This window comes from Marinimicrobium sp. LS-A18 (genome assembly GCF_000463525.1).
GTDB lineage: Bacteria > Pseudomonadota > Gammaproteobacteria > Pseudomonadales > Cellvibrionaceae > Marinimicrobium > Marinimicrobium koreense.
Genome location: NZ_AWEP01000006.1, coordinates 802575 through 828706, shown reverse-complemented (window position 1 = coordinate 828706; position 26132 = coordinate 802575). Strand labels below are relative to the sequence as shown.

The following is a 26132-nucleotide window of genomic DNA, read 5'->3' as shown; positions in this document are numbered from 1 at the left end:
CACCAGCCTGAAGGATTTCGACATCAGCGCTGGGCAGACTCAAACCTACAAGTGCACGGGAACTGCTATGAAAATGATCCACTTAATGCGTCTGGCAATGGCCGCCGGCTTACTGACTCTCGCGTCAGTCGCCTCCCAAGCGGCTTCCATTACTCTGAAATACGACAACAACCTAGCCGCTGAAGGCGCGCCGACGGGCCGTATTTACTCGTCTTACGGCACACCGAACGTCTACGCGGGTGAGTTCGATTTCTCCACCAGTAACAACACCAGCGGCATCGCCGAGTGGGATGACGGCCTCAGTGCGTTCTGTGTGGAAATCGGCACGACGCTGAAAACCACCGCCACCCAGTACACGGTAACCAGCGGCCTGAACCCACTGGATTTCGGTACGGCGGGACTGCACATCGATCGCCTGTTTTCCAACTATTACGACGATGCCCAAGCCAACAAAGGCAATAGCGCAGCGTTTCAGTTGGCCTTGTGGGAAATCGTCAACGAATGGCCAAGCAGTGCCTACGACCTGACCACCAGTGCCTTCAAGTCCGATTACTTCGCTGGCGCACGAGCTACCGCTCAGAATTGGTTGAGCTCGCTCAACGACACTAACCTGGATACCGGAAAGTACGACTTCCATTATCTTGTGTCCGACAGCTCGCAAAACCTGCTGACGGTAACCACCGCCAGCGTGCCAGAGCCGGCGTCCCTGTTGCTGCTGATGACCGGCCTGCTTGCACTGTTCCGGGCCCGCCGTCGGGTGCGTTAACAGGACCTGACACGCGGTCGGCGCCTCACCGGTGCTGACCGCTTACCATAAAAAAACCGGCCAGGGACAGGGCCGGTTTTTTATGGCTCGGATTCTGTCGACGGTCAGTCCGCGTTACCCAAAGTCTCCAAAGTATCCGCCATACCCAGATACGCCCGGCCACTGGCACTGACGGTATCCTGATTGAACGATTCAGAGGCCAGATGCACATCCTCCAGCACCACCGCTAACACGTTCATTTCCCGGCGCAGCGTGGCCACGGCATTCTCAATGGTGTAGCTCAGCTCGTGAATATCCGCCATGTCCTGATTGCTCACCTCGCCGGACAGCAGCTCGCGCAGACGGGCATTGCCTTCGGTAAAGTTTTTGACCGCCTCTTCAAGCGTCTCCGAGGGCTTGCCCGCGTAGTGGTCCACCGGGTCATCGGCCAGGGCCGGCCAGGACAGCAGGGCACACAGTGGCAGGTAGCATAGGGCTCGGGTCAGTTTCATTGGCAACTCCTCGTCGCGTTACAGGTGGGCCTCAATCGCCCAATATAAATGAGAATTGTTTCCATATAATCCCACGATTGGCCCCGCCTCACAAGTCCCCTTTAGAGGGTATTCAGCCGGGCAAGGTAGGCCTCGGCGGTCGCCAACACGTCCTTGCGCTGGGCCGGCGCCTGGCGATCCCAGTTGGCATACACCAGCTTCATCCGCGGGTTATCCCCCAGGCGGTCCCGGTGACGGCTCAGGAAGTGCCAATAGAGACTGTTGAACGGGCAGCTCCCCTCCCCGGTTTTCGCTTTCACATCGTAAGCGCACGTTTTGCAGTAATGGCTCATCTTATTGATGTACTGACCAGAGGCGGCGTAGGGCTTGCTGCCCATCAGGCCGCCATCGGCGTACTGGCTCATACCCCGGGTATTGGGCAATTCCACCCATTCGATGGCATCGATATAGATGCCGAGGTACCAGTAATCCAGCGCATCCGGGTGAACACCGGCGAGCAGCGCAAAGTTTCCGGTGACCATCAGGCGTTGAATGTGATGCGCGTAGGCGTACTCCAGGGACTGCCCGATCGCGTGAGCCATGCAGGCCATGTCGGTTTTTCCAGTCCAATAGTAGTCCGGTAGCGGGCGCTGTGCGGACAGGTGGTTGCGCTGGCGATAGTCCGGCATATGGTGCCAGTACAGGGCCCGCACATACTCTCGCCAGCCGAGTATCTGCCGGATGAAGCCTTCCACCTGCGCCAGCGTGATCTGCGCCTGGTTCGCCTGCCAGTGGGCTTCGGCGGCGCGAATCACCTCGAGTGGATGCAGCATCTTGGTGTTCAGGCTGAACGACAGACGGCTGTGGTACAGGCTCCACCCATCCGGCGTCATGGCATCCTGGTAGCGGCCGAAGGCCGGTAGTAAATGCGTCAGAAAATACTGCAACAGCTCCCGGCTCTGGGCCCGGTTTACCGGCCAGAGTAACGCACTCGGGTCCGCCACCCCCAGAGTCTGCACCTCGTGACGATCGAGCATCTGATCAATGTCGGTGACATCGGTGGCAAACACCAGTGGCTCCGGCAGCGCGGCGTCGCGCGGCAGTCGGGCACGGTTATCGGCATCGAAGTTCCACTGCCCGCCCAGGGGCTTGCCGTCATCGTCCAGCAGCACCCGATATTCACGGCGCAGAGCCCGATAGAAATACTCCATGCGATGGGTCGAGTAGTGCTCCCAGGCATCCCGCGCGGTCAGAAAGTGCTCCGTGTCTACGACACTCACCGGCAGGTCCAGCGTGCGAGCAAAGTCGGCCAGCTGTTGATCGAGTCGGTATTCATCCGGCCACTGGTAGGCGAACGCCTCCGCCGACGTCTCGTTCAATACACGGCGAAGTAACTCGGGCAGGTCGGCGCAGGCGGCACTGTCATCCAGGGTGAAATAGCGCACCCGGTGGCCCGCCCGCTCCAGCGCCGAGGCGAACCGCCGCATGGCGGCAAAAAACGCGAGTACTTTCTGGCGGTGGTGCACCACGTAGGCCGTTTCCTGGGGCAGCTCGGCCATGACAAACAGCACGTCGTCATCCGGCGACTGGAACCAGGAGTGGGAGGCGTTGAGTTGATCTCCGAGAATCAGTCTGACCTGAGTCATGGGCGTTCGAACCTTTCCGGTAAGGGGTCCGGTTAAGAACGCGCCCGAGGCCGATTCAGATCATCGCGGGGCGTCGGGCCGGCGTTCGATGCCGTAGTGCTCAGCCAGGTAGGCGAAGACTTCCTCGGGGCCACCGCGGACCACGATGCGATCGGACTTTTTACTCAATTGGTAGCGGTACATGGGGTCGTAGTAATCCTCCAGCAGGCGGCGAATCCAGACCCGATGCAACTGCGGATCACCCCGGCGGTGCGCGCTCAGGGACTGCTCCAGAAGGTGCACCATTTCCTCGTAGCGCACGCCGCCGAGACGCTTGCGAATGCGCCCGAGGGACACCCGCAGGTCCTCCGCAAAGCGCTCAAAACCGGCTTCCTCGCCCTGATCTTCGGACCACTCCGCCAGCTTGCGCAGGATATAGTTGGTGTAGGTGTGCTCAACCCGCTCCTCCAGCGACACCTCCAATAGAGCCAACGGGGCGCGCTCCATGGCCTCCTTCAGTGGCATGGGTAATACGCAGCGACCGATCAGATGGCTTTCATCCTCCACCAGAATCGGCGTATCCGGCGCTCGGTGGTGGCAGCGCAGCAGATCAATGGCCACGGCATTTTCAAAATCGATCTGGCTGGGCTGGCCGCCCACCCGACGTCCGAAGGCGCTGCCGCGGTGATTGGCTCGCCCTTCCAGGTCAACGCTCTGGGGCAACTGGACCAGCAGGTCGGTCTTTGCCACACCGGTGCGCCCGGCCAATACGATCAGGGGGTGTTCCCGACAGATTCGCTCCATCTGATCAATCAGAAACCAGCGCAGTGCTTTGTAGCCGCCGGTGACCCGAGGGTAGTCGCAGCCGGCTTCGCGCAGCCACTGCTGACAGATCTGTGAACGCAAGCCGCCCCTGAAACAGTACAGCACGCCGTCGGGGTTCGCGCGGGCAAAATCCAACCAGGCCTGCACCCGCTCGGCTTTGATATCACCCTGCACCAGCTGATGACCCAGCTCAATGGCCGCATCCTGGCCCTGCTCCTTGTAGCAGGTGCCCACCCGGGCCCGTTCGTCATCGAGCATCAGCGGCAGATTGACCGCGGCGGGAAACGCCCCCTTGGCAAACTCCACCGGGGCACGGGTATCGATCATCGGCGTGTCCGATAGGAAGAGCGCTAGGTAGTCATCAATATCCTGGGGGCGATCGGCCATGTGGGCTCCGCTGTGTGAGGCAACATTCAGTCGCGGAGATTATACGGGCTCTGGCCGATAGTGACTATGTGCGACAAAACGTGCGACAAAAACGTGTGACCAAGACGTGGGCAGCGACAGTTGCTAGGCCGACCGAAAGCGCTCGCTGTCGAGCTCATGGCGTTTCATGATTTTATGGAAATCCGAGCGGTTTCGCCCCGCCAGCCGCGCCGCCTCAGTAATGTTGCCACCGGTCATTCGCAGTATGCGTACCACATAATCCCGCTCAAACTGCCGCTTGGCCTCTTTAAGGGGCACCAGCGCCGGCGACGCCTGCTCGGGCAATACCTCCGCAATCAGCGACTCGGCGATCAGTGGTGCTGGTGATAACGCCACCAACTGTTCAATGACATTGCGTAACTGGCGGATATTACCGGGCCAATCGAACTGCAGTAACATCCGCTGCCCACCGGGCGACAGCTGGCGCACCGCGTCGCCGGTACGCTGGGCAATATCATCGAGGAAAGAGCGGGCCAGCAAGGGAATATCTTCCTTGCGCTCGCGCAGCGGCGGGAGCGCCAACTGGGCAACGTTCAGCCGGTAATACAGATCTTCCCGGAAGTCCTGGGCGGCGATGGCCTGCTCCAGATCCCGGTGGGTTGCGGAAATGATCCGGACATCCACCGGCTGATCGGCCGATGACCCCAGAGGCCGAACCTTGCGCTCCTGTAACACGCGCAGCAGTTTGACCTGCAGGTTCAGGGGCATATCGCCAATCTCGTCCAGGAACAGGGTGCCGCCATCGGCCGCCAGAAAGAGACCATCCCGATTATGGGTCGCACCGGTGAACGCCCCTTTGACGTGACCAAACAGCTCGGACTCCAACAGGTCCGCCGGAATGGCTCCGCAATTGACGGCGATAAAGGGCTGCTCCGCCCGGGCGCTGGCGTTATGGACCGCCTGGGCCAGCAGCTCCTTACCGGTTCCGCTCTCACCGCCGATCAGTACATTGATGTCACTGCGCGCCAGCCGGCGAGCCTGCTCCAGGCGCTTGAACATCAGCTCACTGCGGGTAACGATGGCATCGGACCAGCCCGCTTTGGGGGCCGCCCCCAACCCGCCCAGCTCAAGCGCCTGATCCAGCACCTGGCGCAACTCCCGATTATCGATCGGCTTGGTCAGAAAAGAGAACAGACCCTGCTGGGTTGCCTCAACCGCTTCGCGAATGGAACCGTGCGCCGTGAGCATGATAACCGGCACGTTGGGCCAGTTCTGCTGTATGTGCGCAAACAGGGCCATGCCATCCATCGGCTCCATGCGCAGATCGGTAATCACCGCAGCGGCCTGTTCGCGATCCAGGCTGGCCAGCGCCTCCTCACCCGAGCTCGCGGTCGCCACCCGGTAGCCGGAGGCATTCAGTCGCATACTCAGGAGCTGGAGAATGTCCGGGTCATCGTCCACCAATAAAATCAGTGGTGGCTCCGTCGCGGTTGTTCGGGCTTCACTCATCGCAGCGATTCCTCATCCGTCGACTCACCCATTTCCGCCTCAATGGCTCGAATACCGTCAATCATATCGTCGAGTTTTTTCTGGGTGTTTTTCAGCCGTCTTTCCAGCAACGCATAAGACTTCGCCTCGGCGGCCAACAGCTCCAGGAATGCTGGAAAACCGGGCGGCGGACGCTCGATACTCCGGGCGGCGACCAACGAGTTGGCCAACAGGCCCGGCGTCTGATCCGGCGCGCAGGTCGCCAGCATAAGCGAACCCAATACCGCTTCATCCGACGTCATTTCGCGATAGGCGTTGAGCAGTTGATCCCGCTCTTCCACCGGCAGTTGGCAGGCCTGATGACGGAAGGTTACCAGGGCTTCCAGATTGTGAAACGTATGGTGGCTGGTGACTTCTTTAGCCGGCGCCTGCGGCGGAGGTACCGGCTGAGGGCGCACCGCGGAGTCGGCCGCGCGGCCCTCCCAATGAACGCATCCAGTGATCAGCAACAACAGGCATACCAACCGAAGCTTCATCATGTCGATGCCTCGCTGGTCGGTAATGCCCGGGACGCCTCTGACACCGGATAGCGAAGCAGAAAACAGCTGCCCTCCCCCGGGGCCGACGTCAGCTCAATGCTGCCTCCGAGCCGGGCCACTGACTCTTTGACAATCGCCAGCCCCACTCCGCTACCGTGTACCGATCCGTGCCGACGGACACGTCCCTGCACAAACGGCTGAAATATTTTGTCCTGATCGTTCGGGTGAATACCCGGCCCCTGATCGGCGACGGACAACCAGGCGCCACTCTGGTCAACTCCCCAGCGCACGCACACGACGCCGCCATCGGATGAATAGTGATAGGCATTGGACAGTAAGTTGGTCAATATCATTTCCAGCAGGTGAGTGTCGCCGTTCAGGCTCCCGGGGCTGCCCTGGTAATCCCAGGTCACCCGATGACGCAGGTTCTGTTGATCGAGGCGCTGGGTAATTCGCGCACACAGCGGTTCCATGGCCACGGTTCGATCCTCTACCGTGACATTGTGGGTTATGACGTTGTAGTTCAATAACTGCTGAATAAGTTCCTGCAAATTTTGTGAATTCTCAAGCAGAATTCGCAAAACATTCTGTTGGCGAGCATTGATCGGCCCAGGCACTTCATCCTGCAGTAAGGACCCCGCCTCAACGATCGCGGACAATGGCGTCTTCAGTTCGTGCGACACATGGCGCAAAAATATCTGCTTTTGCTGCTCGACCGCCAGCAACTGGCCCCGCAACCATTCCAGTCGCTCGCCCAGCGCCTGCAAGTCCCGGGGGCCGGTGACCCGGATGGGGGTTTCCCAATCGCGGTGACCCAAATGACGGATCGCCGAGGACAATCGGCGCAGCGGGCGAATCATCTGCCAGAACCCCAGTGCCATGAGCGTCAATGTCACCGGAAGGCTGATCATTCCCAACAGAGACAAGCGCCATAAAATCTGCTGAAGCGCCGCTTCGTTACGATCACTGAGCACCGCAACATATTCACTGACGGCCTCATCGAGCGCGGAGCGACGCTGGGAGAGAACGGCAAGTTGCTCGGTAAATTCTTCGTCCTGCCAGGATTCAATCGCTTCATCATTCAGTGCATGCAGCGTATTTTCAAGCGCGACAAGCGCGTCGTAAACCACGCTCTGTTGCGGTTTGGCAACACGTTCAATGCGCCGCGAGCTACCGCTCTCAAACCACTGGGTCAGTTGCTCCAATTCGGTCAGAAGTTCATCACGCTTCTGTTGGTAGGGTTCAAGAAACGTCACGTCACGCAGCAGGCGGTACTGCCGGGCAAAGCGTTCCAGATCACGTACCTCGGCATTCAACCCCGACTGCCGGCTGACCAGGGCGTCGGAGTGATCCACCAGCAGGCGCTGGGTGTGCATCTGCTGATAAAACGACCAGGACGCGTAGGCCACCAACGCCAGCATCGGCACCAATGTCACCACGGCAATCAATAACCATTGCTGAGACAGTGACAGACCTCTTCGGTGCGGCATGAAATTTTTCCTCATAGCGATGGCGGCCACCCGAACCGTTCAGAACGCAGGCGCACTGTTGCCAATAAGAAACACCCTCGCTTACCGATCATAGCGGGCTTCGCGTCCAATAAACCAAAACTCCGTCGCACTTTAGCAACACTGTATTGGTGGAAAAGTTCCACCAAACGGGCAGCAATTTAGCTAAGTGATTGAAAATAAATATTTTTTGAAAGGTGGCACGACCTTGGCAATACACCTCGGCGTCAGGCAAAAAAGACTTGGTACCCTTGCCTGACATGCTTCGGTACCGGCGCGTCAATAGCTGGTAACACACACCAACAGGAATGATGAGGTGAATTATGAAAATTGTATCTGTGATTGCAACCACCGCACTTCTGTCTTTGGGAACCCTGAGCGCAGTGGCTCAGGATGACACTCAGACTCAGGGAAGCGGCGCCGACTCCGCGTTCTCGGTGATCGACCAGAACGGTGACGGCAGCATCGACAAGGACGAAGCCAAAAACAGCGGCATCAGTGACCGCCGCTTTGAATCCATGGACAGCGACGGAGATGGCGAAGTAACCCAGTCCGAATACGAAGGACAGGGCAGTGGAAGCGGCTGGCAGTAATTGCCATGCCGAACCGGAGCGGCTCCGCGCCGCTCCGGTCACTTTACTGAAATTTCCGAACCGTTGGGGAGCACACAATGACACCGCTAGCCCGTCTGGGACGTTACAGCTACTGGATTATTGGCATCAGCCTGACGGCTGCCACCATGACGCTGCTGACTCAACAGGCCAGCAGTGAAGAACAACAGCCCCCGACCAAGGCTGCACAGGAAGCGCATCTGGTAGAGCAACGACAGCGCGGCCAGATTGAAGGCGTTTACCTGTTCCACCCGTCCCTGGATGCTTCCACGATTCAGGTAGAGGTTCGGGAAAATCGCGCCACACTCGTTGGCGAAGTGGAGTCACACGTGCAGCGGGATCTTGCACAGGAACTTGCGATGAGTATTGACGGAATCGACACGGTGAGCAATCAGCTTCAAGTGAACCCCCGTTTGACTGAGGACCACCACTCATCGCCGGCCTGGGGCGAGCAACAGTCTGACAGCGCGCTCCTGGCCAAGGTCAAAACCCGGCTGCTGGCCAATATCAACCTGCCCGGCGCCCGCATCGAGGTCGACACACAGCAGGGGCACGTCACCCTGAGCGGGGAGGTTGATCACCGGGATCAGCAGGAACTGGCGTATTACACGACGCTGAATACGCAGGGGGTGCGCTCGGTCGAGAGCACCCTGAATGTGACACCGAAAGAGGAATGAATTCCGGACTCACCGGACCGTTTCAATGTTCACTGACATGCTTTGTCAATCACAACCAAAGAGGAATGATCCTATGAAACAGTCAATCATGTACGGTATCGCAGGCGCACTGGCGCTGACCTCCGGCGCCGCTCTGGCACAGGACAGCGTCTCCCACAACGAGAACGCGGCCCATGTCTACGTCGGTGGCAGCTACGGTGGCTTCAAGGCCCGTGGCGGAGAATTTGATGATGAAAAGGATTTTTTTGAATTGAGCTTCGGGGGCTTTTTCAACCCCTATGTGGGCCTGGAAGCCAGCGCGACCTATTTCGGAGAGTACGGCAACGACCTGGCGACCGCAGACGCCGAAGGCTACGGCATGGCGGTGATCGGGCGCCTGCCGCTGTCCGACAGCTGGGGCCTGTATGCCAAAGGCGGGCAGTTTTTCTGGGAAGCGGATATCGACACCCCCGTGGGTTCAGGTGATACCGACGGTGACGATCCCTTCTACGCAGCGGGCATGGATTTCCGCTTGGCGCAGAACCTGAACATGATCGTCGAGTACAGCCGCTACGAAATCGATACGCGCCTTGAGGAACTACCGAACGTTGAGGACACCGACCTCGACACCGTCAAGGTTGGCCTGCGCCTGCGCTTCTGATTACTTCGCTCCACCCACGTGCGTTTGCACAGTTTGCCGGCCTCACCCCAGGGCCGGCTTTTTTATGCTCGCAATCAAAGCGCGAAACAGGTGCCGCTGCGAACGGCGGTACAACAGAAATTCCGGGTGCCATTGAACGCCCAGTAAATAACCGTAAGCGGGATCCTCAACCGCCTGCACGATACCATCGTGGTCCCGCCCGGCGATATGTAACCCCCGCCCCAAACGATCGATGGCCTGATTGTGCAGGCTATTGATTCGCTGGGACCCCTGCCCCAGTAGTTTCAGCAAGAGCGTTCCCGGCACGACGTCCAGCGTTTTCAGAGGCAGAATGGTACGTCGATGCGAGGTTTTGCGCCGATGCAGACGAAGATCCTGCACCAGTGTACCGCCGAGGCACACGTTCAGTAGCTGCGCCCCCCGGCAAATCCCCAACAGCGGACGGTGTTCCGCCAGAGCCTTGTGAATGACCCGCTTTTCCAGCTCATCCCGTTCGGGATCATACTTGGGATGAACCTCGGGTTCCGCACCGTACAAAACCGGTTGCACGTCGTGTCCGCCGGTCACCACCACCGCATCAAAGTCCGGCAGTGCGTCGACATCACTGGGACGCACCTGTATCGGGCGGGCGCCATACAGACGCAGCACTTGAGCGACCAGAAAACGGGGGCCGAACGCACCTCGCTGTGGCCCGGTCACCGCCACTAGCGGAGCAACCATCGATCCTCCACCTGCTGAACCCAATCACCAAACCAACGATCCAGCGGATCGGCCAGAAACTCATGGTACGCCCGGCAACAGTCCGCCAGGCGTGGCGCATCCGCCGCCAGAGCTTCCACTTCCAGCCAGTCATTCCAAGCCAGCGCCAAGCTCCAATCCGGGCGATGGATTTCACAATCCGGCAAGCGGTAGTGAAACGCCGGGCGCGACTTGATCAAGGGGTCGTCCAACTGCTGCCGCACGCGGGGTTCATCCAGGTGAGCAAACAGCGGCAACATGTCCAACGCGCGATTTCGCGAGGGATTGTGCGCGAGATAGTCATCGATCAACTGACTCTGATCAGGCCAGTAATCCGCTCTGGCCAACAGGCGTCGATAATCCGTGGGATAGGGATCAATATAGTGAGTGACCTGTCGGGACAGGTTGATGTCCGCCCGCGCATAAAGCCAGTCGTACAGACAGGAAAACGCTTTGAGATAAGCGGTAATCGTCCCGGTTTTTTCGTCGGGCACTTCCGGGTTCAACTGCATACCGAAGGCGTTGACCAGACGATCCGAGGTCCCCTTGGCACCGGCCGCGCGCAAGCGCCGGATGATTTCCTCCACCTCATCAAGCCGGGTCATGGGCAGCGGCGGGCTGACCAGCTCCATCGGCACCAACGAGTCGGCCAACCACTTCAGAACCTCTTCGGCTGAATCTCCGAGCTCACCAGAGAAGGTGCCCCGGTCGCGCTCTTCCCGCCCAAGCTCCTTGAGCAGGCGGAAATCCAGTTCCACACCCCAGTCCCCGGCCGGATCACCACTGAGCACCCGTTCATAGCGCCCATTCGGCTTGACGGTCAGAGACAGGTAATCCGCCACCAGCTCACTGAGCTGATCCAGCGTCAGACCATTCATTTCCAGCTCGACCCCAATACGGCGAGGCTCGCCCTGGGCATTTTCGGCTCTGGCGGGCAGTCGTAGTCCCACGGTCTGGATACCTCCTGAGTATTGCGATAGTCGTCTAAAACCCTTTACCCAATAGCATGACACAGACCCGCCCACTTTGCCCAACTCATAAAAAAACCCCGGAAACCTGACGGCTCCCGGGGTTGATCAAAGCGCACCCGAAGGTGGGATTCGCTTAGTACTGGTACTTCACACCGACTTTGAAGACACGACCAGTGTGGTCGTACTCGTAGCGACGCTTCTCGGTGATGTCGGTCCAGCGGTCCTGATAGTCATCAGTGAGATTCAGCGCTTCAAAGTTAATGTCGAGGTTGTCGTTCAACTCGTAGCCTGCGGAGAAATCGACATTGAAGGTACCTTCGTAGCCTTCAAAGCGGTTTCCGGTACCGCTGGTGCCGGTGATGTAATCATCACGATAGGCCGCGGAGATACGAGCGTTGAAGCGGTCATTCTCATAGTAGACGGTCGCGTTGTAGGAATTGTTGGACAATCCGAACAGACGCTCGCTGACCACTTCATCCCCAAAGGTATAGTCTACATCCGAGTCTACATAGGTGTAGTTGGCAATAAAGCCGAAGTCCCGCATCAGCTCCGCATCGGTAAAGGTTGAGAACGGAGCCTGCAGCGCCAGCTCAAAACCTTTCACTTCTGCGCCCGGGCCATTTTCCAGTGAAGAAATGGTCCAGGGACGACCTTCCGGATCCGCCTCGGCAGGGGAGGTTGGCGCCAGCAGGGACAAAGGCAGACCGGTAGAGGCATAGGTGCCCTCGCGCTCTACGCCAATCGGACGTGACTCGATATCTTTGGTAAACAAGGCAATAGACGCGATCGCCTCGTCTGCAAAATACCACTCCAACGAGGTATCAAAAGAATCTGCACGGGTCGGATCCAGTTGCGGATTCTGGAACGATACGCTGTAGTTGAAGCTGTCAACGCTACCACCTGGACTCAGGTTGCCCAGTCCCGGACGGGTCATCACGCTGGCACCGGACACGCGCCAAATCAGGTCTTCGGTCAGATACATGGCGGTGTTGAACGACGGCAGTACGTCATCGTAAGTATCACGCTTTACGGTGACAAACTGACCGGAGTTGTAACCGGAAGATGTCTGATCGGTTTCGGCGTAACGAACACCAACGTCAAACATGAAGTCCTTACCGGCCAGTTGCGTCTCACCGTTCAACTGCACAAACAGAGAGGTGCTTTCTTCTTCAACGCTACGAATGTTGCCCTGGTCCTGACGCGCTTCCTGATTGAACAGGTCAATTTCGTCGGCCCAGGCCCACAGGTCGGGAATCACCCACTGGCTGGTAGAACCAGAACCCATTTTGTCGTCGAAAGTAAAGACTTCGCTCAGAGCGTCGGTACCGGGAATTCCGTAGACGTCATCGCTGGAGCAATCAATCAATTCAGCTCCGCAAACACCGGTATCGCGACGGTAGCCTTCGGTATCAAAGGTGAACTTCTTGTAGCTAGCACCAAAATCGACAGAGTACGCGTCGTTCAGGTAGTAGGTGAAATCACCCGCGACCGTATCGAAACCATGTACGGTGTTTGTCGGACGATCACGGAATTCAGACATCTGGAAGTTGGTCGGATCAGTCACATCCGGTCCGTTGAACGCGATGACCGGGAATTCATCATCGGTATAATCGTAGCTGAAGCCCTGATAATCACGATCGTCGTACATGAAGGTGATTTCGTAGGGGAAGTCCAGCTCGGATTCCGAGGTGCCCGCCAGGAAGTGACCGGTCAGGTCTTCATTGAACTCATGCTCAACATCCAAAGACACCTGATTGAACTCGGTGGTCCAGGCTTTCAGGAAGTTTTCATTCCGGACCCAGGCGTTGTTCACGGTCATGGAATTCAGATTGTTGCTGGCCGCGTCGTAGGTGTAATCGACCACGTCCATACCACCTTCGTTACCGCGGAACAGGACTTCGCCCCATTTTTCCGCACGGGACGCGTCCAGCTCGGAGTACAACAGATCCAGGCTCACTGTCGTGGCATCGGTCGGACGGAACTGCAGACCACCGGTAATACCCAAGCGCTTGCGATCGACATCGATCAGACCGTAGCGGGGAATACGCGGGTGGAAGCCGTTACCGACTTCAACACAACCCGAATCATCCGGATTGGCGGTACAGTCCACGCCTTCAACACTGGCAAAATCCGCAGCTTGCCAGCGAACGGTGTTCTGCCCCATTTCGCTGGTGCTGTTATCTGAATAAGCGACTGACGCGGATACACCCCAGATACCTTCCGGATCGTTATAGGCGAACAAGCCAGTGACGCGAGGACCAAAATCTTCATTCAGGTCGTTATACTGACCTTCAACGGCACCAACCAGAGTCAGGCCTTCGTCATAACCAAAGGGACGGCCGGTATTCAGGTCGACCACGGCCCCCAGTGAACCTTCGTCCACGTTCGCCGATGCCGTTTTGCGCACGACGATGGAGTTGAACAGCTCAGAGGCAAAGACGTTGAAGTCAAAGCTACGGCTGCGGTTAGGACCACCTTCACCGCCGGTTGCGGCAATCGCTTCCATACCGTTGATACGGATACGGGTAAACTCACCGGACAGGCCTCGCACGGAAATCTCGCGGCCTTCGCCGGAGTCACGGGTGATGGCAATACCGGGGATACGCTGCAGGGATTCGGCCAGGTTCTGGTCCGGGAAGTCGGCGATGTCTTCGGCCATAATGGCATCGACAGAACCAACACTGTCACGTTTCACATCCAGCGCCTGAGCCAGACTCTGGCGGAAACCGGTCACCACCACTTCTTCCAGTACCGGCTCATCCGCAGGCGCCTGGGCCTGGGCGGCGCCGGCAACAGCCAGTGCCAGAGCGGTCATGGATGTGTTGGCCAAGAATTGCTTACCAAACTTGTAGTTAAATAGGGACATGGTGCCTCCTGGTTTATTATGTAGACTAATGTCTTTGACTCTCACTACTGGAACACGCTGGCCTGCAGGGATGCACAAACCAGATGCGACTCTAACGTACAGCCACAGCAACTCCCTTCGGGGAAATCACCAAAGTGAAAACGAAAAGCCCGTACCAACGCTGGCACTTGACTTAACACAGATATCGTTACAAAGGATTTGCTAACGCAGGTATGAAACGCGGGGCAATCGAGTCCGACTGGCTATAGACAGCAGGAAACCCGACTGGAAGAACGTCGTTTGAATGGTTCATTTCTCCCTATCCTCTCTCACTTTATAATTTGGCTGATCGCCTTTTTGCATCGATCGCGTCCTTTATCAAACGACGGACAACGGACCCTGCTTAAGGCTTATATTAGATTCCAGCGGACTAATAGTTGCACAGCTTTGGAGATATCTCAAGGTTTAACACGGCTTTATTTAGGCCAAAGTGCTCAAATCTTTTACAATGGCACATTATCCAGCCTACCCCTGCACTTGAGGAGCACTGCATGACTCTGACGCCCGCTTACCGGCAACGCTTTGGCGCCCTGGCGCGGCTTTATGGCGAACCGGCCCTGGAGCACCTGGCAGGCGCTCACTTTGCCGTAGTTGGGCTGGGTGGCGTAGGCAGTTGGGCGGCGGAGGCCTTGGCGCGTACCGGCGTCGGGACCCTGACCCTGATCGAGCTCGATGGCGTGTGCGTGACCAACACCAACCGGCAACTGCACGCTTTGGAGGGCTATATCGGCGCGTCCAAGAATCAGGTGGTGAGCGATCGCCTCAAGGCCATCAACCCGGAGATGACGGTTCACAGCGAGGAAACCTTTCTGACCAGTGACAATATTGAACAACTGATCAATCGGGACCACGACGTTGTGATTGATGCCATCGACTCCGCCCACATCAAAGCACACCTGGTGGCCTACATCAGTCGCCTCAAGGGCCGCCTGATCACCGTGGGCTCTTCGGGTGGGAAGCGGGACCCGAAGCAGATTGTCTGTTCCGACCTGGCACAAACCGCTTACGACCCCATGCTGCGCAAGGTACGCAATCTGCTCTTTCGACATTACGGATTTCGCAAAGACGCCAAGCGACGCTTTCGGGTGGACGCCATTTATTCCAATGAGCAGATGCACTTCCCTCAGTTGGACGGCAGCGTGTGCGTGGGCGATAAAGGCAACCGGGACCCGGACAGCGGCGTCAAACTCGACTGTGGCGGTGGACTGGGCTCGGCGGTTATGGTCACGGGCAGTTTCGGGTTCGCCGCCGCCAGTCAGGCCGTGGAACGCTATCTTCAGGACCGAGGCTGTTGAGCCGACGCTTTCGCATCAAATTGAACCGCCATTCAGATACCGAAGAGCTGCCGGGTATTGTCGGTGGTCTGACGGGCCACCTGCTCCTCAGAGCAACCCCTCAAATCGGCGAGCGCCTGGGCAATCAACGGTAAGAACTCCGGACTGTTGCGCTCGCCCTGCCGGCCGGACAACGGCATGTCCGGTGCATCGGTTTCCAGTAACAGTGCCTCAAACGGCACCCGGCTGACGGCGTCCCGGGTTTTGCGGGCGCGCTCATAGGTGATGACACCTCCCACGCCGAGCCGAAATCCCATCTGCCAATAGGTTTGCGCGATATCCTCGCTACCGCTGAAGGCATGAACTACACCGCCCCGAGGAAACCGGTGACGTTTGAGCCGCCGGATCAGTTCATTGTGGGCTTTGACGCAGTGAAGAATGAGCGGTTTGTCACAGCTCCGAGCCAGCTCAAGATGGATGTCCAGCAGGGACTCCTGCTCGCCCATGGGCGTATCGATCTGCTTGTCCAGACCACACTCCCCCACCGCCACGCAACGGGGGTGAGCCAGGAAATCCCGACACGCCGAGTCCCAGCCTTCAACGGCCCGCTCCTGCCACCAGGGATGCATACCGGCGGCGAAGTACCAATCGGAGTGCGGTGCGTCACAAAGCGCCCGGGCTCGCCCCCACTGCTCCGGATCCGTCCCCGGAATAATCAGCTGATGAATTCCCCCGGATCGACACCGGGACCAGAGTGCCCCCCGGTCCCGATCAAAAGCCTCAAAATCCAGGTGACAGTGGCTGTCGATCAGGGGAGTCGTCATCAGCGCCAACGGTAGGCAATGACCGAGTCGGTAAAGAATGTGGGAATATAGGTGACCCCATCATCCGGATTCCACCCCAGGTCGGCGGTATTCATGCGCGGATCACGGGTATCCATCAGGCGGGTCACCTGGCCATCACGGACGTGATACACCAGCCCGACCCAGCAGGTCACCAGGAACTCGTTGGAACCGATTTTCTCAACGCCATCAATACCGGACTCAAAGCCTTCGGCCACGGTTTCCAGATCGCCTTCGGGATTCGCTCTCAGCAAACGGTTTCCAGCCCCGATATAGATATCGTCGCCGTCGATGTAAAGACCGTTCGGATCTTTCAGGCCCTCCAGAAACAGCTCAGCACCGTCACTGAGAATGCGGTGGACCTTGCCCGTGCGGGTATCGGAGACATAGACGGTTCCCCCATCATCAATGGCGACATCGTTCAGGAACACCGAGTCCGCCACCGGAATCCGGGACATGATCTGCCCGGTTTTCAGGCTCACTGCCAAAACCTCGGTCAGGTCGGCGACATAGAGAGTGTTGCGCAGAACGCCCATGCCTTTCGGGGCGCTCATACCGCGGGCCCAGTCCTGATCAATAATTTCGCCGTCCAGGGATAGCTTGGCAATCCCCCCTTTACCGTCGGCCTGATTGCCTTCGCCTTCGATTTCGGCCACCAGCAGATAGGCTTCGCCATCAACCTCATGGTAAAGCACAGACTCCGGAGTGCGGAGCCCCTCGGTTTCCCACTGCTGTTCGAGCCGGGGCGACTCACCGGCCCCGGCATTCAGTGCGGCCGCCGCCAACGCGGTGGCCAGTACCCCCGTGCCGAAACGTTGCTTCCAAAGTTGATTCATTGGTCTCTACTCTCCCACAATTGGTTTTATTGATTGGCCCGGTTATCGATCAGATCATCCACCACGGCCGGGTCCGCCAACGTTGAGGTATCCCCGAGATTATCGAGCTCGTTGGCGGCAATTTTGCGCAGGATGCGGCGCATGATTTTACCCGAGCGGGTTTTCGGCAGGCCGGGCGCCCACTGAATAATATCCGGTTTGGCAATGGCGCCGATTTCCTGTACGCACAGGTCAATCAGCTCCTTACGCAGCGCATCGCTCGGCTCTTCACCGCCCATCAGGGTGACATACGCATAGATGCCCTGGCCCTTGATGTCGTGGGGATAGCCAACAACTGCGGCCTCGGAGACTTTCGGGTGCAGCACCAGCGCACTCTCCACTTCCGCGGTCCCCATCCGGTGGCCGGAGACGTTGAGCACGTCATCCACCCGGCCGGTAATCCAATAATAACCATCCTCATCCCGACGGGCACCGTCGCCGGTAAAGTAGTAACCGGGGTAGGCACTGTAATAGGTATCGATACAGCGCTGATGATCGCCATACACCGTGCGAATCTGGCTTGGCCAGGGCGCCTTGATCGCCAGGTTACCGGAACCGGCGCCCTCTATTTCATGGCCCTCATTGTCCAGCAGCACCGGCTGCACCCCGAAGAAGGGCAAAGTGGCGGAACCGGGTTTCAGGTCGGTGGCACCGGGCAGCGGGGTCAGCATATGGGCACCGGTTTCGGTCTGCCACCAGGTATCCATGATCGGGCAGCGGCTCTCGCCCACCACCCGGTAATACCACTCCCACGCCTCGGGATTGATTGGCTCCCCCACGGTTCCCAACAGCTTCAGGGACTGACGGGAGGTCTGGGTGACCCACTTATCGCCCGCCCCCATCAGAGCCCGAATGGCCGTGGGCGCGGTGTAAAAGGTGTTGACCATATGCTTGTCGACCACCTGCCAACAGCGGGAGGCATCCGGGTAGGTGGGCACCCCTTCAAACATCAGCGTGGTTGCACCGTTCGCCAGGGGGCCGTATACGATGTAGCTGTGGCCAGTGACCCAGCCCACATCCGCCGTACACCAGTAAACGTCACCTTCCTGGTGGTCAAATACATATTTATGGGTCATGGCCGACTGCAGCAGATAGCCACCGGAGGTGTGCAGCACCCCCTTGGGTTTGCCGGTAGAGCCCGAGGTATACAGAATGAATAGGGGGTCTTCGGCATCCATGCTCTCCGGCTCACAGTGATCGGATTGGCGCTCCACTTCCTGTTCGTACCAGATATCCCGACCTTCCTTCCAGCCGACATCGGCACCGGTACGCTTGACCACCAGGCAAGTATGCACACCCGGGCAGGCGTTCATCGCCTTGTCCGCATTGTTTTTCAGCGGGATGTGTTTGCCACCGCGAACCCCCTCATCGGCGGTGATCAGCACCTGGCAATCCGCATCCAGAATCCGGTCTTTCAGTGCATCAGGGGAGAAGCCACCAAACACCACCGAGTGGATGGCGCCCAGACGGGCACAGGCGAGCATGGCGTAGGTGGCCTCGGGAATCATCGGCATATAAATGCACACCCGATCGCCTTTCTTGACGCCGCGCTCACGCAACAGATTGCCCAGCCGGCTGACTTCGGTGTGCAATTCCCGGTAAGTGATCATCTGGTCTTCCGAGGGGTCATCCCCCTCCCAGATGATGGCGACCTGATCCGCCCGCTGCTCCAGATGGCGATCGACGCAGTTTACGCTGACATTGAGCTTGCCGCCCTTGAACCAGGCGACTTCCCCTTTGCGCAGATCGCTCTCACACACCTTGTCCCACTTTTTGTCCCAGGTCAGAAAGGCGTCGGCCTGCTCCGCCCAGAACCCATCCGGGTCCTCTACTGAGCGCTGGTACATCGCCCGATAGCGCTCCGCATCAATGGCCGCATGCGCTTTGAAGGAATCGGGAACCGGGTGGATGTGGTGTTCGGACATGAGAAGCCTCGCTGACAGTTGTTATTGCAATTCGTGGTTGACTCTAGTGTTCAAGATCCGGGCTCGGAGCCGCAAACTCAAGCTTAACAGCAGTTTCTGAAATTGGCCACAGACAACGTTGTCCAAAGCGGCCTGGCCGTAAATAATCGTTAAGCGGATGATGTCGATCAAAGGAGTTCGAAAGCGCCGGAGGGGAAGGAGAGCCACACCCGCCGGATTGGAGGCGGGTGCGGGGCAACCCGGGTCAGGCGACCTGGGTCGGAATGGTATTGGTCGTGCGCTCTACCCGGTTGTTCTCATCGAGATACACCAGGCGAGGCTTGTGATTGAGCAGCTCGGCTTCGCTGTACTGCCCGTAACTGGCGATTATGACCCGGTCGCCGACCTGCACTTTGCGGGCCGCGGCGCCGTTCATGGAGATGGTTCCCGATCCGGCTTCTGCCAGGATCACGTAGGTGGTGAACCGCTCGCCATTGTTGACGTTGTAGATATCAATCTGTTCAAACTCGCGCAGCCCAGCCAGCGCCACCAGATCGCTATCGATGGCGCATGAACCGTCGTACCAGAGCTCGGCCTGGGTGACCGCCGCCATGTGCAATTTGCCTTTCAGCAGAGTAGAAAGCATAGGCTTCTCCCGTGTTTGGTGCTGACGTCAAGCGTCCAGCACAAGGGATACATTGTCAATCAGGCGCGCACCCCGAGTGTACATCGCGCCGAGAATCGTGATTTCGGCGTCATCGTGGGCCGCCGGGTCGAGCGTATGACTGTTGCACACACTGACATAGTCGGGTCGGAAACCCGCGTTTTCAATCTGTTCCTTCGCTTCTTCCGCCAGCACGAGATAGTCGCGCCGACCGGACTGAATCTGCTCGCGCACCCAACTCAGGCTCCGATACAACTGAGACACCCGCGGGCGCTCATCCTCACCAATAAAGCCATTGCGGGAGCTGAGCGCGAGGCCGTCGGCTTCGCGTACAATGTCTCCGGCGCTGATCCTGACCGGCATGCACAAGTCTTCCACCATCCGGCGTATTACCGCCAGTTGCTGGAAGTCCTTGGCACCGAACACTGCCTCATCCGGCTGAACGATGTTGAACAGCTTGGTAACAACCGTCGTCACGCCTTCAAAATGGCCCGGGCGACTGGCACCACAGAGCACGTCAGTCATGGTGGGCACGACGACCCGAGTCTGCTCGGCCATGCCGTTGGGATAAATCTCGGTTTCGTCGGGGCAGAACAGGAAGTCGCAGCCGATGGCTTCCAGTTTGGCCGTGTCGGCCGCCAGAGTCCGGGGGTACTTGTCCCAGTCTTCGTTCAGCCCGAACTGCAGCGGGTTGACGAAAATACTGGTAACGACACAGTCACAGCTGGCCTGAGCCTGCTGCACCAGAGCAAGATGTGCCTGATGCAGGTTGCCCATGGTGGGCACAAACCCAATACGCTTGCCCTGGCGACGTTCCTCAGCCAAAGCGGTGCGCAGCGAGTGAATCTGATGAAATACCTGCATGGCTGGCTCGTTTCAGGCGACAACGCGGTGCGGACCCTAACGCCGTGCCAGGCACAGCGTTACCTAATTACCCAAACTTGGGGGCGGGATAATACACGGTCGTTTCGGGATGTACAATCTTTGTGCAACGTGGCGCCTGATTCATGCTTTCAGAGGCAAAAGCGTCACCCTATGCATCAATATTCCCCTTGTTGCATATATTCCGGCGCCAGGTTTTCGAAGCGGGTGAACTTGCCAATAAACGCCGCCCGACAGGTGCCGATTTCACCGTTACGCTGCTTGCCAAGAATCAGCTCGGCAATGCCCTTATCCGGGCTGTCCTCATTGTAGTATTCATCCCGGTAAATGAAGAGAATCACATCGGCATCCTGCTCGATGGCACCGGATTCACGCAGATCCGAGTTCATGGGCCGCTTGTTGGGACGCTGCTCCACCCCCCGGTTCAGCTGGGACAGCGCAATGACCGGGCAGTCGAATTCCTTGGCCATGGCCTTGAGCGAGCGGGAGATTTCAGAAATCTCCTGGGTCCGCCCTTCGCTCGGACCGGAGAGCTGCATCAACTGCAGGTAGTCCACCATGATCATCGCCGGATTGCCGTGCTCGCGGGCAATGCGCCGCACCCGGGCTCGCATTTCGGTGGGCGACAGTCCCGGGGTATCGTCGATAAACAGCGGCTTGTCTTTCATCTTGCTGACCGCAGCGGACAGCTTGGGCCAATCCTCCTCGGTCAGCTTACCGTTGCGGATCTTGCCCTGATCAATCCGCCCGATGGAGGACATCATCCGCATCACCAGTGCCGCGGAGGGCATCTCCATACTGAACACCAGGGTCGGACGCGTCTGGGTAAAAATGGAGGACTCGACAAAATTGAGCGCCAGCGCGGTTTTACCCATGGAGGGTCGGGCGGCCAGAATCACCAGTTCGCCGGGCTGCCAGCCAGACGTACGCTGATCCAGATCCTCCAGGCCGGAGCTGACCCCGGTCAGATCACTGCCCGAGCGGAACAGTTCGTCAATGCGCTGTACGGTGTCCTTGAGCAGCGCGTTCAGGTCGGTCAGTCCGCCTTCTTTGGGGCGATCCTCGGCAATTTCCGCCACCCGCTTTTCGGCGATCTGCAGCAGGTCGTCGGCGTCGAGCCCCAGAGGGTTGTAACCGGACTTGCTGATCTCCTGGGCGACACTGATGAGCTGGCGCAGCGTCGAGCGCTCGCGCACGATATTGGCGTAGGCGAGGATATTGGCCGCACTGGGGGTATTGGCCGCCAACTCTGTCAGATATCCCAGTCCGCCGACCCGCTCCAGCTCCTCGTGCCGGTGCAGCTCTTCCGACAGGGTAATGACATCCAGTGGCTGGTCTTCTTCGGCCAGCTCGCACATGCGCAGGAAGATCTGGCGGTGGTCATCCCGGTAAAAGTCCCGTTCGGACAGCACTTCGCGCACCGCTTCCAGGCGCATATTGTCCAGCATCAAACCACCCAATACCGCCTGCTCGGCTTCTACCGAGTGCGGCGGGGGCATTTTCGCCGGGGAGGTCTCTTCCTCCGAGGGCAGATCCAGGGGTAGATCAGACATGGGCTCTCAGTACAGGTAATTCTCGGACAAAAAAACGGGCACTACCGATCAGTCCCCGAGGGGTCGATAGTGCCCGATTTCGTCAGACTTGTCACCGCCGGCCATGGAATCAGACCGGCCCAGGGTAGTGCCCGTTACTCGGCCACTACGCTGACTTTGACCGCCTGAATGACTTCAGCATGCACTTGCACGTCGATCTCGTACTCACCGATTTCGCGCAGCGCACCTTCCGGCAGTTTGACTTCGGCTTTGGTGACTTCAACACCGGCTGCGGTAATGGCATCGGCGATATCGCGAGTACCGATAGAACCGAACAGCTTGCCTTCGTCGCCCGCGTTGGCGCCGATGGTAACGCTGACTTCCGCCAGCTTGGCGGCGCGCGCTTCGGCTTCGCTCAGCTTGGCGGCAGCAGCGGCTTCCAGTTCAGCGCGACGCGCTTCAAACTCAGCCACATTCTCGGCGGTGGCCGGAATGGCTTTGCCCTGCGGCAGCAGGAAGTTGCGGCCGAAGCCGGCTTTAACAGCAACCTGGTCGCCAATGCCACCGAGCTTGCCTACTTTTTCCAGCAGAATAACGTCCATCTCGTTTACCCTCTAAGTTGTATGATCCGGCGATCGGGCGGGGCCTCAGGCCCGGGGTGTTGCCCGCTCGCGAAAATTCAGCCAAGTATCCAGAAATGCCAACACGGCCAACAGCTGTGTCGCCGGTTCCAGCAGTATCAATACCGCGTAAAACACAAACAGCCACTGAACCCCAAGCCCCTTGATGGCTACCAGGCGGTGTACCATTGCCACCCCCTGCAGCACCAAAGGCAGCAGAAACAACGCTGACCACAGTGCGTAATCCAACCCCTGGAACAGGCAGTACACGGCGGCGACCATACTGGTCACGGCCTGTGTCGGGTGAAGCTTCAGAGCCTGAAACTCCGCCCCGAACCCACCGGGGTTGTCCACCAGCGAGTGCCACCAACGCCCGAGCATCAGGCCGAGCGCGGCTGGAAAGGCCATCCCGTAGGCCAGCATTCCCAGCACAAAGGTTGCACTGTAGGACGACACTGACGCGTCTACCGAACTGGCCAGCTCTTCGAGCAGCTGATTCCAGCTCTGCAGCGCAGCCTGCACGGCGTCTGGGGCCAGAGCGCCCAGCAAGACCGCCATCAGGGTCGCTACGGCCACTATGCCCATCAGGCAAGTGGCCCACCCACTGCCGCGCCGTAAAAACAGCGCGGCGCCGTAAGTCAGCAACACTCCCCCGACCACCGCCGTAGCGACCGCCGGGGCAATCTGACTGAAACCGAGCAGGAGCAGTGACGGCAGCACGCCCCATAACAGAATCAGCAGACCGTTGTTTCTCCCCACGCGCAAAGTGACCAGAGCCACGGTGGCGGGGGTCAGCAGGGGCACCCAATTACCAATCAGGGCCACCGCTGTGGCTTGCAAGCGACCGCGCAAAATAAATTCAGCCAGCGCTCGCAATGCTGCACTCCTTCAACCGGTTGACGGCCTCGACTTACTCGTGGCTGTCGGTGTACGGAATCAGGGCCAGGTAGCGGGCGCGCTTGATCGCTGAGGACAGCTGGCGCTGATACTTGGCTTTGGTTCCGGTGATACGGCTGGGTACAATCTTACCGGTTTCGGTGATGTACGCCTTCAGCGTTTCCAGATCTTTGTAATCAATACGCTTCACGCCTTCGGCGGTGAAACGGCAAAACTTACGACGACGGAAAAAACGTGCCATCTCTTATTCCCCCTGCTTTTCGGTTTCGGCTTCTGACTCTTCGTCCGAGCTGTTGTCGTCGGAGTTGTCATTGCCCTCTTCACGGCGCGGCGGGCGGCTGCCCTGCTTTGCAGTGCGCTCGCGGGCATCTTTATCAGCCTTGAGGATCGGAGACTCTTCGGTGATGGCTTCGTCTTCGCGAATCACGAGGTTACGCAGGACGGCATCGTTGTAGCGGAAGTTGGTGGTCAACTCTTCCAGGGCTTCCTCGGTGCACTCAACGTTCATGAGTACATAGTGAGCCTTGTGGATTTTGTTGATGGAGTAAGCCATTTGACGGCGACCCCAGTCTTCCAGACGGTGAACCTGGCCACCGCTGTTTTTGACGCTGGCGGTATAGCGCTCGATCATGCCGGGCACTTGCTCGCTCTGGTCGGGATGGACCATAAAGACGATTTCGTAATGACGCATTGTAGCTCCTTACGGGTTAAAGCTTCCCCGGACCAAAAGGGCCTGAGTGAAGCAAGGAGTGACCCGGGCAAAAGGCCCGGGCCGGTTAGGGGCGGGTATTCTAGGGAGTTTACCGTGGGGTTGCAAGCCAAGCTGCATACTTTTTGCACAGCATGACTTGGGTAACGGCGGATGCGCTTCGCTTATCCGCCCTACACGAGCTGCCGTGGTATGAGTAGGGCGGATAAGCGCAACGCGCGCATCCGCCGTAAATCAATTACCGTATACCGGGAACTTGCCGCAGATATCCAGCACTTTGCCTTTCACTTCCTCAATCACCGCATCGGCATTGCCGGCTTCCAGGCCGTCCAGGATGTCGCACATCCAGCCCGCCAGCTGCTTGCACTCTTCCTCGCGGAAGCCGCGGGTAGTGATCGCCGGCGTACCGACCCGGAGGCCAGAGGTGATGAACGGCGAGCGTGGGTCGTTCGGTACCGCATTCTTGTTCACAGTGATGTTGGCCCGACCCAGCGCTTCGTCGGCGTCCTTACCGGTGTACTCTTTACCGATCAGGTCCACCAGCATCAGATGGTTTTCGGTGCCACCGGAGACAATCTTGATTCCGCGCTCAATAAAGGTCGCCGCCATGGCCTTGGCGTTTTTGACCACTTGCTGCTGATACTCTTTATAGGCGGGGCTCATCGCCTCCTTGAAGCTGATGGCCTTCGCTGCAATCACGTGCATCAGCGGGCCGCCCTGACCACCGGGGAAGACGGCGGAATTGAGCTTCTTCTCAATCTCTTCATTGGCCTTGGCCAGGATGATGCCACCACGGGGGCCGCGCAGGGTTTTGTGGGTGGTGGAGGTGGTCACGTCGGCGATCTGCACCGGGTTGGGGTAAACGCCCGCCGCTACCAGACCCGCCACGTGGGCCATATCAACCAGTAAGTAAGCGCCCACTTCGTCGGCGATATCCCGGAACTTCTGCCAATCCACGACCTGGGAGTAAGCCGAGAAACCCGCCACGATCATGCGCGGCTTGTGCTCGCGGGCCAGGCGAGCAATTTCTTCGTAGTCCAGCTCGCCAGTCTCCGGGTTCAGACCGTACTGCACCGCATTGTAGATCTTACCGGAGAAGTTCGGCTTGGCACCGTGGGTCAGGTGGCCACCGGCGTCCAGGCTCATACCCAGAACGGTGTCGCCGGGCTTGCACAGGGCGGCATAAACGGCGGAGTTCGCCTGGGAGCCGGAGTGCGGTTGAACGTTGGCGTAATCGGCACCGAACAGCTCCTTGGCGCGCTCGATCGCCAGCTGTTCACTCTGGTCAACGTACTCGCAGCCACCGTAGTAGCGTTTGCCGGGATAGCCCTCAGCGTATTTGTTGGTCAGCTTGGTGCCCTGGGCTGCCATCACCAGCGGGCTGGTGTAGTTTTCCGAGGCAATCAGCTCGATATGCTCCTCCTGGCGACGGCTTTCCTTCTGGATGGAATCCCAGATTTCGGGGTCAAAATCGGCAATCGTCTGAGTTTTGTCAAACATGAACACATCCTGAGCAGGGCGACAGGCCAGGCAACAGCCCGCCGGGGTTAAAATTGGACGCGAATTGTACACCAATCAACCAGCTCGCTTCCAAGAAAAATACTCAACCAGCGCCATAGTCTCGCTCATAAAGCGCATCCGTCTTCTGGCGGCAAAGCCCGCATGGCGTTTGACCGGCCGACGGGCCGGTGCAACAATGCCTGACAGGCCGTCGGCCCTGGCCATACCGGATATTCAGTTTCGGTTAAGCCGCGCGGCGGTATAAAAGAGGTGAATGCTCTGTATACGAGCGAAACCTCTGGGA

25 protein-coding genes are annotated in these 26132 nt (G+C 58.6%); 5 read left to right on the top strand and 20 right to left on the bottom strand.

Features of this window, described 5'->3' with window-relative positions; genetic code table 11:
* Positions 1 to 67: 67 nt before the first annotated feature.
* On the top strand, positions 68 to 766 hold the full coding sequence (locus N645_RS17220; RefSeq protein WP_081666210.1) for a PEP-CTERM sorting domain-containing protein: 699 nt from the start codon (positions 68 to 70) through the stop codon (positions 764 to 766).
* A gap of 104 nt (positions 767 to 870) precedes the next feature.
* On the opposite strand, the gene N645_RS0114670 is transcribed toward N645_RS17220, so the two are convergent.
* The 6 genes from N645_RS0114670 to N645_RS0114645 all read right to left on the bottom strand — a co-directional run bounded on the left by N645_RS0114670 (position 871) and on the right by N645_RS0114645 (position 7569).
* Positions 871 to 1257 (bottom strand): DUF6746 family protein, encoded by a 387-nt coding sequence (locus N645_RS0114670; RefSeq protein WP_024462269.1) that lies wholly within the window; start codon positions 1255 to 1257, stop codon positions 871 to 873.
* Between the two features lie 101 nt (positions 1258 to 1358).
* Positions 1359 to 2882, bottom strand: coding sequence for a cryptochrome/photolyase family protein (locus tag N645_RS0114665; protein ID WP_024462268.1), 1524 nt, complete (start codon positions 2880 to 2882; stop codon positions 1359 to 1361).
* A 60-nt stretch (positions 2883 to 2942) separates the two neighbouring features.
* Positions 2943 to 4073 (bottom strand): tRNA 2-selenouridine(34) synthase MnmH, encoded by a 1131-nt coding sequence (gene mnmH / locus N645_RS0114660; protein WP_024462267.1) that lies wholly within the window; start codon positions 4071 to 4073, stop codon positions 2943 to 2945.
* Positions 4074 to 4196: 123 nt separating this feature from the next.
* Positions 4197 to 5561, bottom strand: a complete 1365-nt coding sequence (locus N645_RS0114655) for a sigma 54-interacting transcriptional regulator (protein WP_024462266.1) — start codon at positions 5559 to 5561, stop codon at positions 4197 to 4199.
* The gene (locus N645_RS0114650; protein ID WP_024462265.1) at positions 5558 to 6079 is read right to left on the bottom strand and encodes a hypothetical protein; all 522 of its coding nucleotides are present in this window, start codon (positions 6077 to 6079) and stop codon (positions 5558 to 5560) included. The genes N645_RS0114655 and N645_RS0114650 overlap by 4 nt, the downstream gene beginning before the upstream one ends.
* Positions 6076 to 7569 carry a cell wall metabolism sensor histidine kinase WalK gene (locus N645_RS0114645; protein WP_024462264.1) on the bottom strand — a complete coding sequence of 498 codons (1494 nt, stop codon included), beginning with the start codon at positions 7567 to 7569 and terminating at the stop codon, positions 6076 to 6078. Before N645_RS0114645 ends, N645_RS0114650 begins: the two co-directional genes overlap by 4 nt.
* A 341-nt stretch (positions 7570 to 7910) precedes the next feature.
* On the opposite strand from N645_RS0114645, the gene N645_RS0114640 reads away from it, so the two are divergent.
* The 3 genes from N645_RS0114640 (at position 7911) to N645_RS0114630 (ending at position 9515) form a co-directional block, all read left to right on the top strand.
* The gene (locus N645_RS0114640) at positions 7911 to 8180 is read left to right on the top strand and encodes a hypothetical protein (RefSeq protein ID WP_024462263.1); all 270 of its coding nucleotides are present in this window, start codon (positions 7911 to 7913) and stop codon (positions 8178 to 8180) included.
* 77 nt (positions 8181 to 8257) lie between these two features.
* Complete coding sequence (locus tag N645_RS0114635) at positions 8258 to 8875, top strand: BON domain-containing protein (protein WP_024462262.1); 618 nt, start codon at positions 8258 to 8260, stop codon at positions 8873 to 8875.
* A 73-nt stretch (positions 8876 to 8948) separates the two neighbouring features.
* A complete protein-coding gene (locus tag N645_RS0114630) occupies positions 8949 to 9515 on the top strand; it encodes a porin family protein (RefSeq protein WP_024462261.1) in 567 nt (188 codons plus the stop codon).
* A 42-nt stretch (positions 9516 to 9557) separates the two neighbouring features.
* Here the strand turns inward: N645_RS0114630 and N645_RS0114625 are convergent, their stop codons facing one another.
* The 3 genes from N645_RS0114625 to N645_RS0114615 form a co-directional block, all read right to left on the bottom strand.
* Positions 9558 to 10235 carry a gamma-glutamyl-gamma-aminobutyrate hydrolase family protein gene (locus N645_RS0114625; protein ID WP_024462260.1) on the bottom strand — a complete coding sequence of 226 codons (678 nt, stop codon included), beginning with the start codon at positions 10233 to 10235 and terminating at the stop codon, positions 9558 to 9560.
* A complete protein-coding gene (locus tag N645_RS0114620; RefSeq protein ID WP_024462259.1) occupies positions 10220 to 11203 on the bottom strand; it encodes an amidoligase family protein in 984 nt (327 codons plus the stop codon). The genes N645_RS0114625 and N645_RS0114620 overlap by 16 nt, the downstream gene beginning before the upstream one ends.
* A gap of 154 nt (positions 11204 to 11357) precedes the next feature.
* Positions 11358 to 14090 (bottom strand): TonB-dependent receptor, encoded by a 2733-nt coding sequence (locus N645_RS0114615; protein WP_024462258.1) that lies wholly within the window; start codon positions 14088 to 14090, stop codon positions 11358 to 11360.
* A gap of 530 nt (positions 14091 to 14620) precedes the next feature.
* Here N645_RS0114615 and N645_RS0114610 point away from each other — a divergent pair.
* Positions 14621 to 15424 carry a ThiF family adenylyltransferase gene (locus N645_RS0114610; protein WP_024462257.1) on the top strand — a complete coding sequence of 268 codons (804 nt, stop codon included), beginning with the start codon at positions 14621 to 14623 and terminating at the stop codon, positions 15422 to 15424.
* A gap of 32 nt (positions 15425 to 15456) precedes the next feature.
* On the opposite strand, the gene N645_RS0114605 is transcribed toward N645_RS0114610, so the two are convergent.
* The 11 genes from N645_RS0114605 to glyA all read right to left on the bottom strand — a co-directional run bounded on the left by N645_RS0114605 (position 15457) and on the right by glyA (position 25828).
* Complete coding sequence (locus tag N645_RS0114605) at positions 15457 to 16227, bottom strand: TatD family hydrolase (RefSeq protein WP_036161457.1); 771 nt, start codon at positions 16225 to 16227, stop codon at positions 15457 to 15459.
* Positions 16227 to 17081, bottom strand: a complete 855-nt coding sequence (locus tag N645_RS0114600; protein WP_024462255.1) for a hypothetical protein — start codon at positions 17079 to 17081, stop codon at positions 16227 to 16229. The genes N645_RS0114605 and N645_RS0114600 overlap by 1 nt, the downstream gene beginning before the upstream one ends.
* 26 nt (positions 17082 to 17107) lie before the next feature.
* Positions 17108 to 19045, bottom strand: coding sequence for an acetate--CoA ligase (acs, locus tag N645_RS0114595; protein ID WP_024462254.1), 1938 nt, complete (start codon positions 19043 to 19045; stop codon positions 17108 to 17110).
* A 244-nt stretch (positions 19046 to 19289) separates the two neighbouring features.
* On the bottom strand, positions 19290 to 19670 hold the full coding sequence (gene panD, locus N645_RS0114590) for an aspartate 1-decarboxylase (RefSeq protein WP_024462253.1): 381 nt from the start codon (positions 19668 to 19670) through the stop codon (positions 19290 to 19292).
* A gap of 27 nt (positions 19671 to 19697) precedes the next feature.
* Entirely contained in the window at positions 19698 to 20552 is an 855-nt protein-coding gene (gene panC / locus N645_RS0114585) for a pantoate--beta-alanine ligase (RefSeq protein ID WP_024462252.1), read from the bottom strand.
* Between the two features lie 176 nt (positions 20553 to 20728).
* The gene (gene dnaB / locus N645_RS0114580; RefSeq protein ID WP_024462251.1) at positions 20729 to 22123 is read right to left on the bottom strand and encodes a replicative DNA helicase; all 1395 of its coding nucleotides are present in this window, start codon (positions 22121 to 22123) and stop codon (positions 20729 to 20731) included.
* Between the two features lie 134 nt (positions 22124 to 22257).
* On the bottom strand, positions 22258 to 22704 hold the full coding sequence (rplI, locus tag N645_RS0114575) for a 50S ribosomal protein L9 (RefSeq protein ID WP_024462250.1): 447 nt from the start codon (positions 22702 to 22704) through the stop codon (positions 22258 to 22260).
* 45 nt (positions 22705 to 22749) lie between these two features.
* Complete coding sequence (locus N645_RS0114570) at positions 22750 to 23598, bottom strand: hypothetical protein (protein WP_024462249.1); 849 nt, start codon at positions 23596 to 23598, stop codon at positions 22750 to 22752.
* A gap of 34 nt (positions 23599 to 23632) precedes the next feature.
* Positions 23633 to 23860: a 30S ribosomal protein S18 gene (gene rpsR, locus N645_RS0114565; protein ID WP_024462248.1), complete on the bottom strand. Its 228-nt coding sequence runs from the start codon at positions 23858 to 23860 to the stop codon at positions 23633 to 23635.
* A 3-nt stretch (positions 23861 to 23863) separates the two neighbouring features.
* Positions 23864 to 24310 (bottom strand): 30S ribosomal protein S6, encoded by a 447-nt coding sequence (gene rpsF / locus N645_RS0114560; RefSeq protein ID WP_024462247.1) that lies wholly within the window; start codon positions 24308 to 24310, stop codon positions 23864 to 23866.
* Between the two features lie 252 nt (positions 24311 to 24562).
* Positions 24563 to 25828, bottom strand: coding sequence for a serine hydroxymethyltransferase (gene glyA / locus N645_RS0114555; RefSeq protein ID WP_024462246.1), 1266 nt, complete (start codon positions 25826 to 25828; stop codon positions 24563 to 24565).
* Positions 25829 to 26132: the final 304 nt, after the last annotated feature.

Coding starts and splice junctions, on each gene's coding strand:
- N645_RS17220 (WP_081666210.1), top strand. CDS start 68: ATGAAAATGATCCACTTAATGCGTCTGGCAATGGCCGCCGGCTTACTG.
- N645_RS0114670 (WP_024462269.1), bottom strand. CDS start 1,257: ATGAAACTGACCCGAGCCCTATGCTACCTGCCACTGTGTGCCCTGCTG.
- N645_RS0114665 (WP_024462268.1), bottom strand. CDS start 2,882: ATGACTCAGGTCAGACTGATTCTCGGAGATCAACTCAACGCCTCCCAC.
- mnmH (WP_024462267.1), bottom strand. CDS start 4,073: ATGGCCGATCGCCCCCAGGATATTGATGACTACCTAGCGCTCTTCCTA.
- N645_RS0114655 (WP_024462266.1), bottom strand. CDS start 5,561: ATGAGTGAAGCCCGAACAACCGCGACGGAGCCACCACTGATTTTATTG.
- N645_RS0114650 (WP_024462265.1), bottom strand. CDS start 6,079: ATGATGAAGCTTCGGTTGGTATGCCTGTTGTTGCTGATCACTGGATGC.
- N645_RS0114645 (WP_024462264.1), bottom strand. CDS start 7,569: ATGCCGCACCGAAGAGGTCTGTCACTGTCTCAGCAATGGTTATTGATT.
- N645_RS0114640 (WP_024462263.1), top strand. CDS start 7,911: ATGAAAATTGTATCTGTGATTGCAACCACCGCACTTCTGTCTTTGGGA.
- N645_RS0114635 (WP_024462262.1), top strand. CDS start 8,258: ATGACACCGCTAGCCCGTCTGGGACGTTACAGCTACTGGATTATTGGC.
- N645_RS0114630 (WP_024462261.1), top strand. CDS start 8,949: ATGAAACAGTCAATCATGTACGGTATCGCAGGCGCACTGGCGCTGACC.
- N645_RS0114625 (WP_024462260.1), bottom strand. CDS start 10,235: ATGGTTGCTCCGCTAGTGGCGGTGACCGGGCCACAGCGAGGTGCGTTC.
- N645_RS0114615 (WP_024462258.1), bottom strand. CDS start 14,090: ATGTCCCTATTTAACTACAAGTTTGGTAAGCAATTCTTGGCCAACACA.
- N645_RS0114610 (WP_024462257.1), top strand. CDS start 14,621: ATGACTCTGACGCCCGCTTACCGGCAACGCTTTGGCGCCCTGGCGCGG.
- N645_RS0114605 (WP_036161457.1), bottom strand. CDS start 16,227: ATGACGACTCCCCTGATCGACAGCCACTGTCACCTGGATTTTGAGGCT.
- N645_RS0114600 (WP_024462255.1), bottom strand. CDS start 17,081: ATGAATCAACTTTGGAAGCAACGTTTCGGCACGGGGGTACTGGCCACC.
- acs (WP_024462254.1), bottom strand. CDS start 19,045: ATGTCCGAACACCACATCCACCCGGTTCCCGATTCCTTCAAAGCGCAT.
- panD (WP_024462253.1), bottom strand. CDS start 19,670: ATGCTTTCTACTCTGCTGAAAGGCAAATTGCACATGGCGGCGGTCACC.
- panC (WP_024462252.1), bottom strand. CDS start 20,552: ATGCAGGTATTTCATCAGATTCACTCGCTGCGCACCGCTTTGGCTGAG.
- dnaB (WP_024462251.1), bottom strand. CDS start 22,123: ATGTCTGATCTACCCCTGGATCTGCCCTCGGAGGAAGAGACCTCCCCG.
- rplI (WP_024462250.1), bottom strand. CDS start 22,704: ATGGACGTTATTCTGCTGGAAAAAGTAGGCAAGCTCGGTGGCATTGGC.
- rpsR (WP_024462248.1), bottom strand. CDS start 23,860: ATGGCACGTTTTTTCCGTCGTCGTAAGTTTTGCCGTTTCACCGCCGAA.
- rpsF (WP_024462247.1), bottom strand. CDS start 24,310: ATGCGTCATTACGAAATCGTCTTTATGGTCCATCCCGACCAGAGCGAG.
- glyA (WP_024462246.1), bottom strand. CDS start 25,828: ATGTTTGACAAAACTCAGACGATTGCCGATTTTGACCCCGAAATCTGG.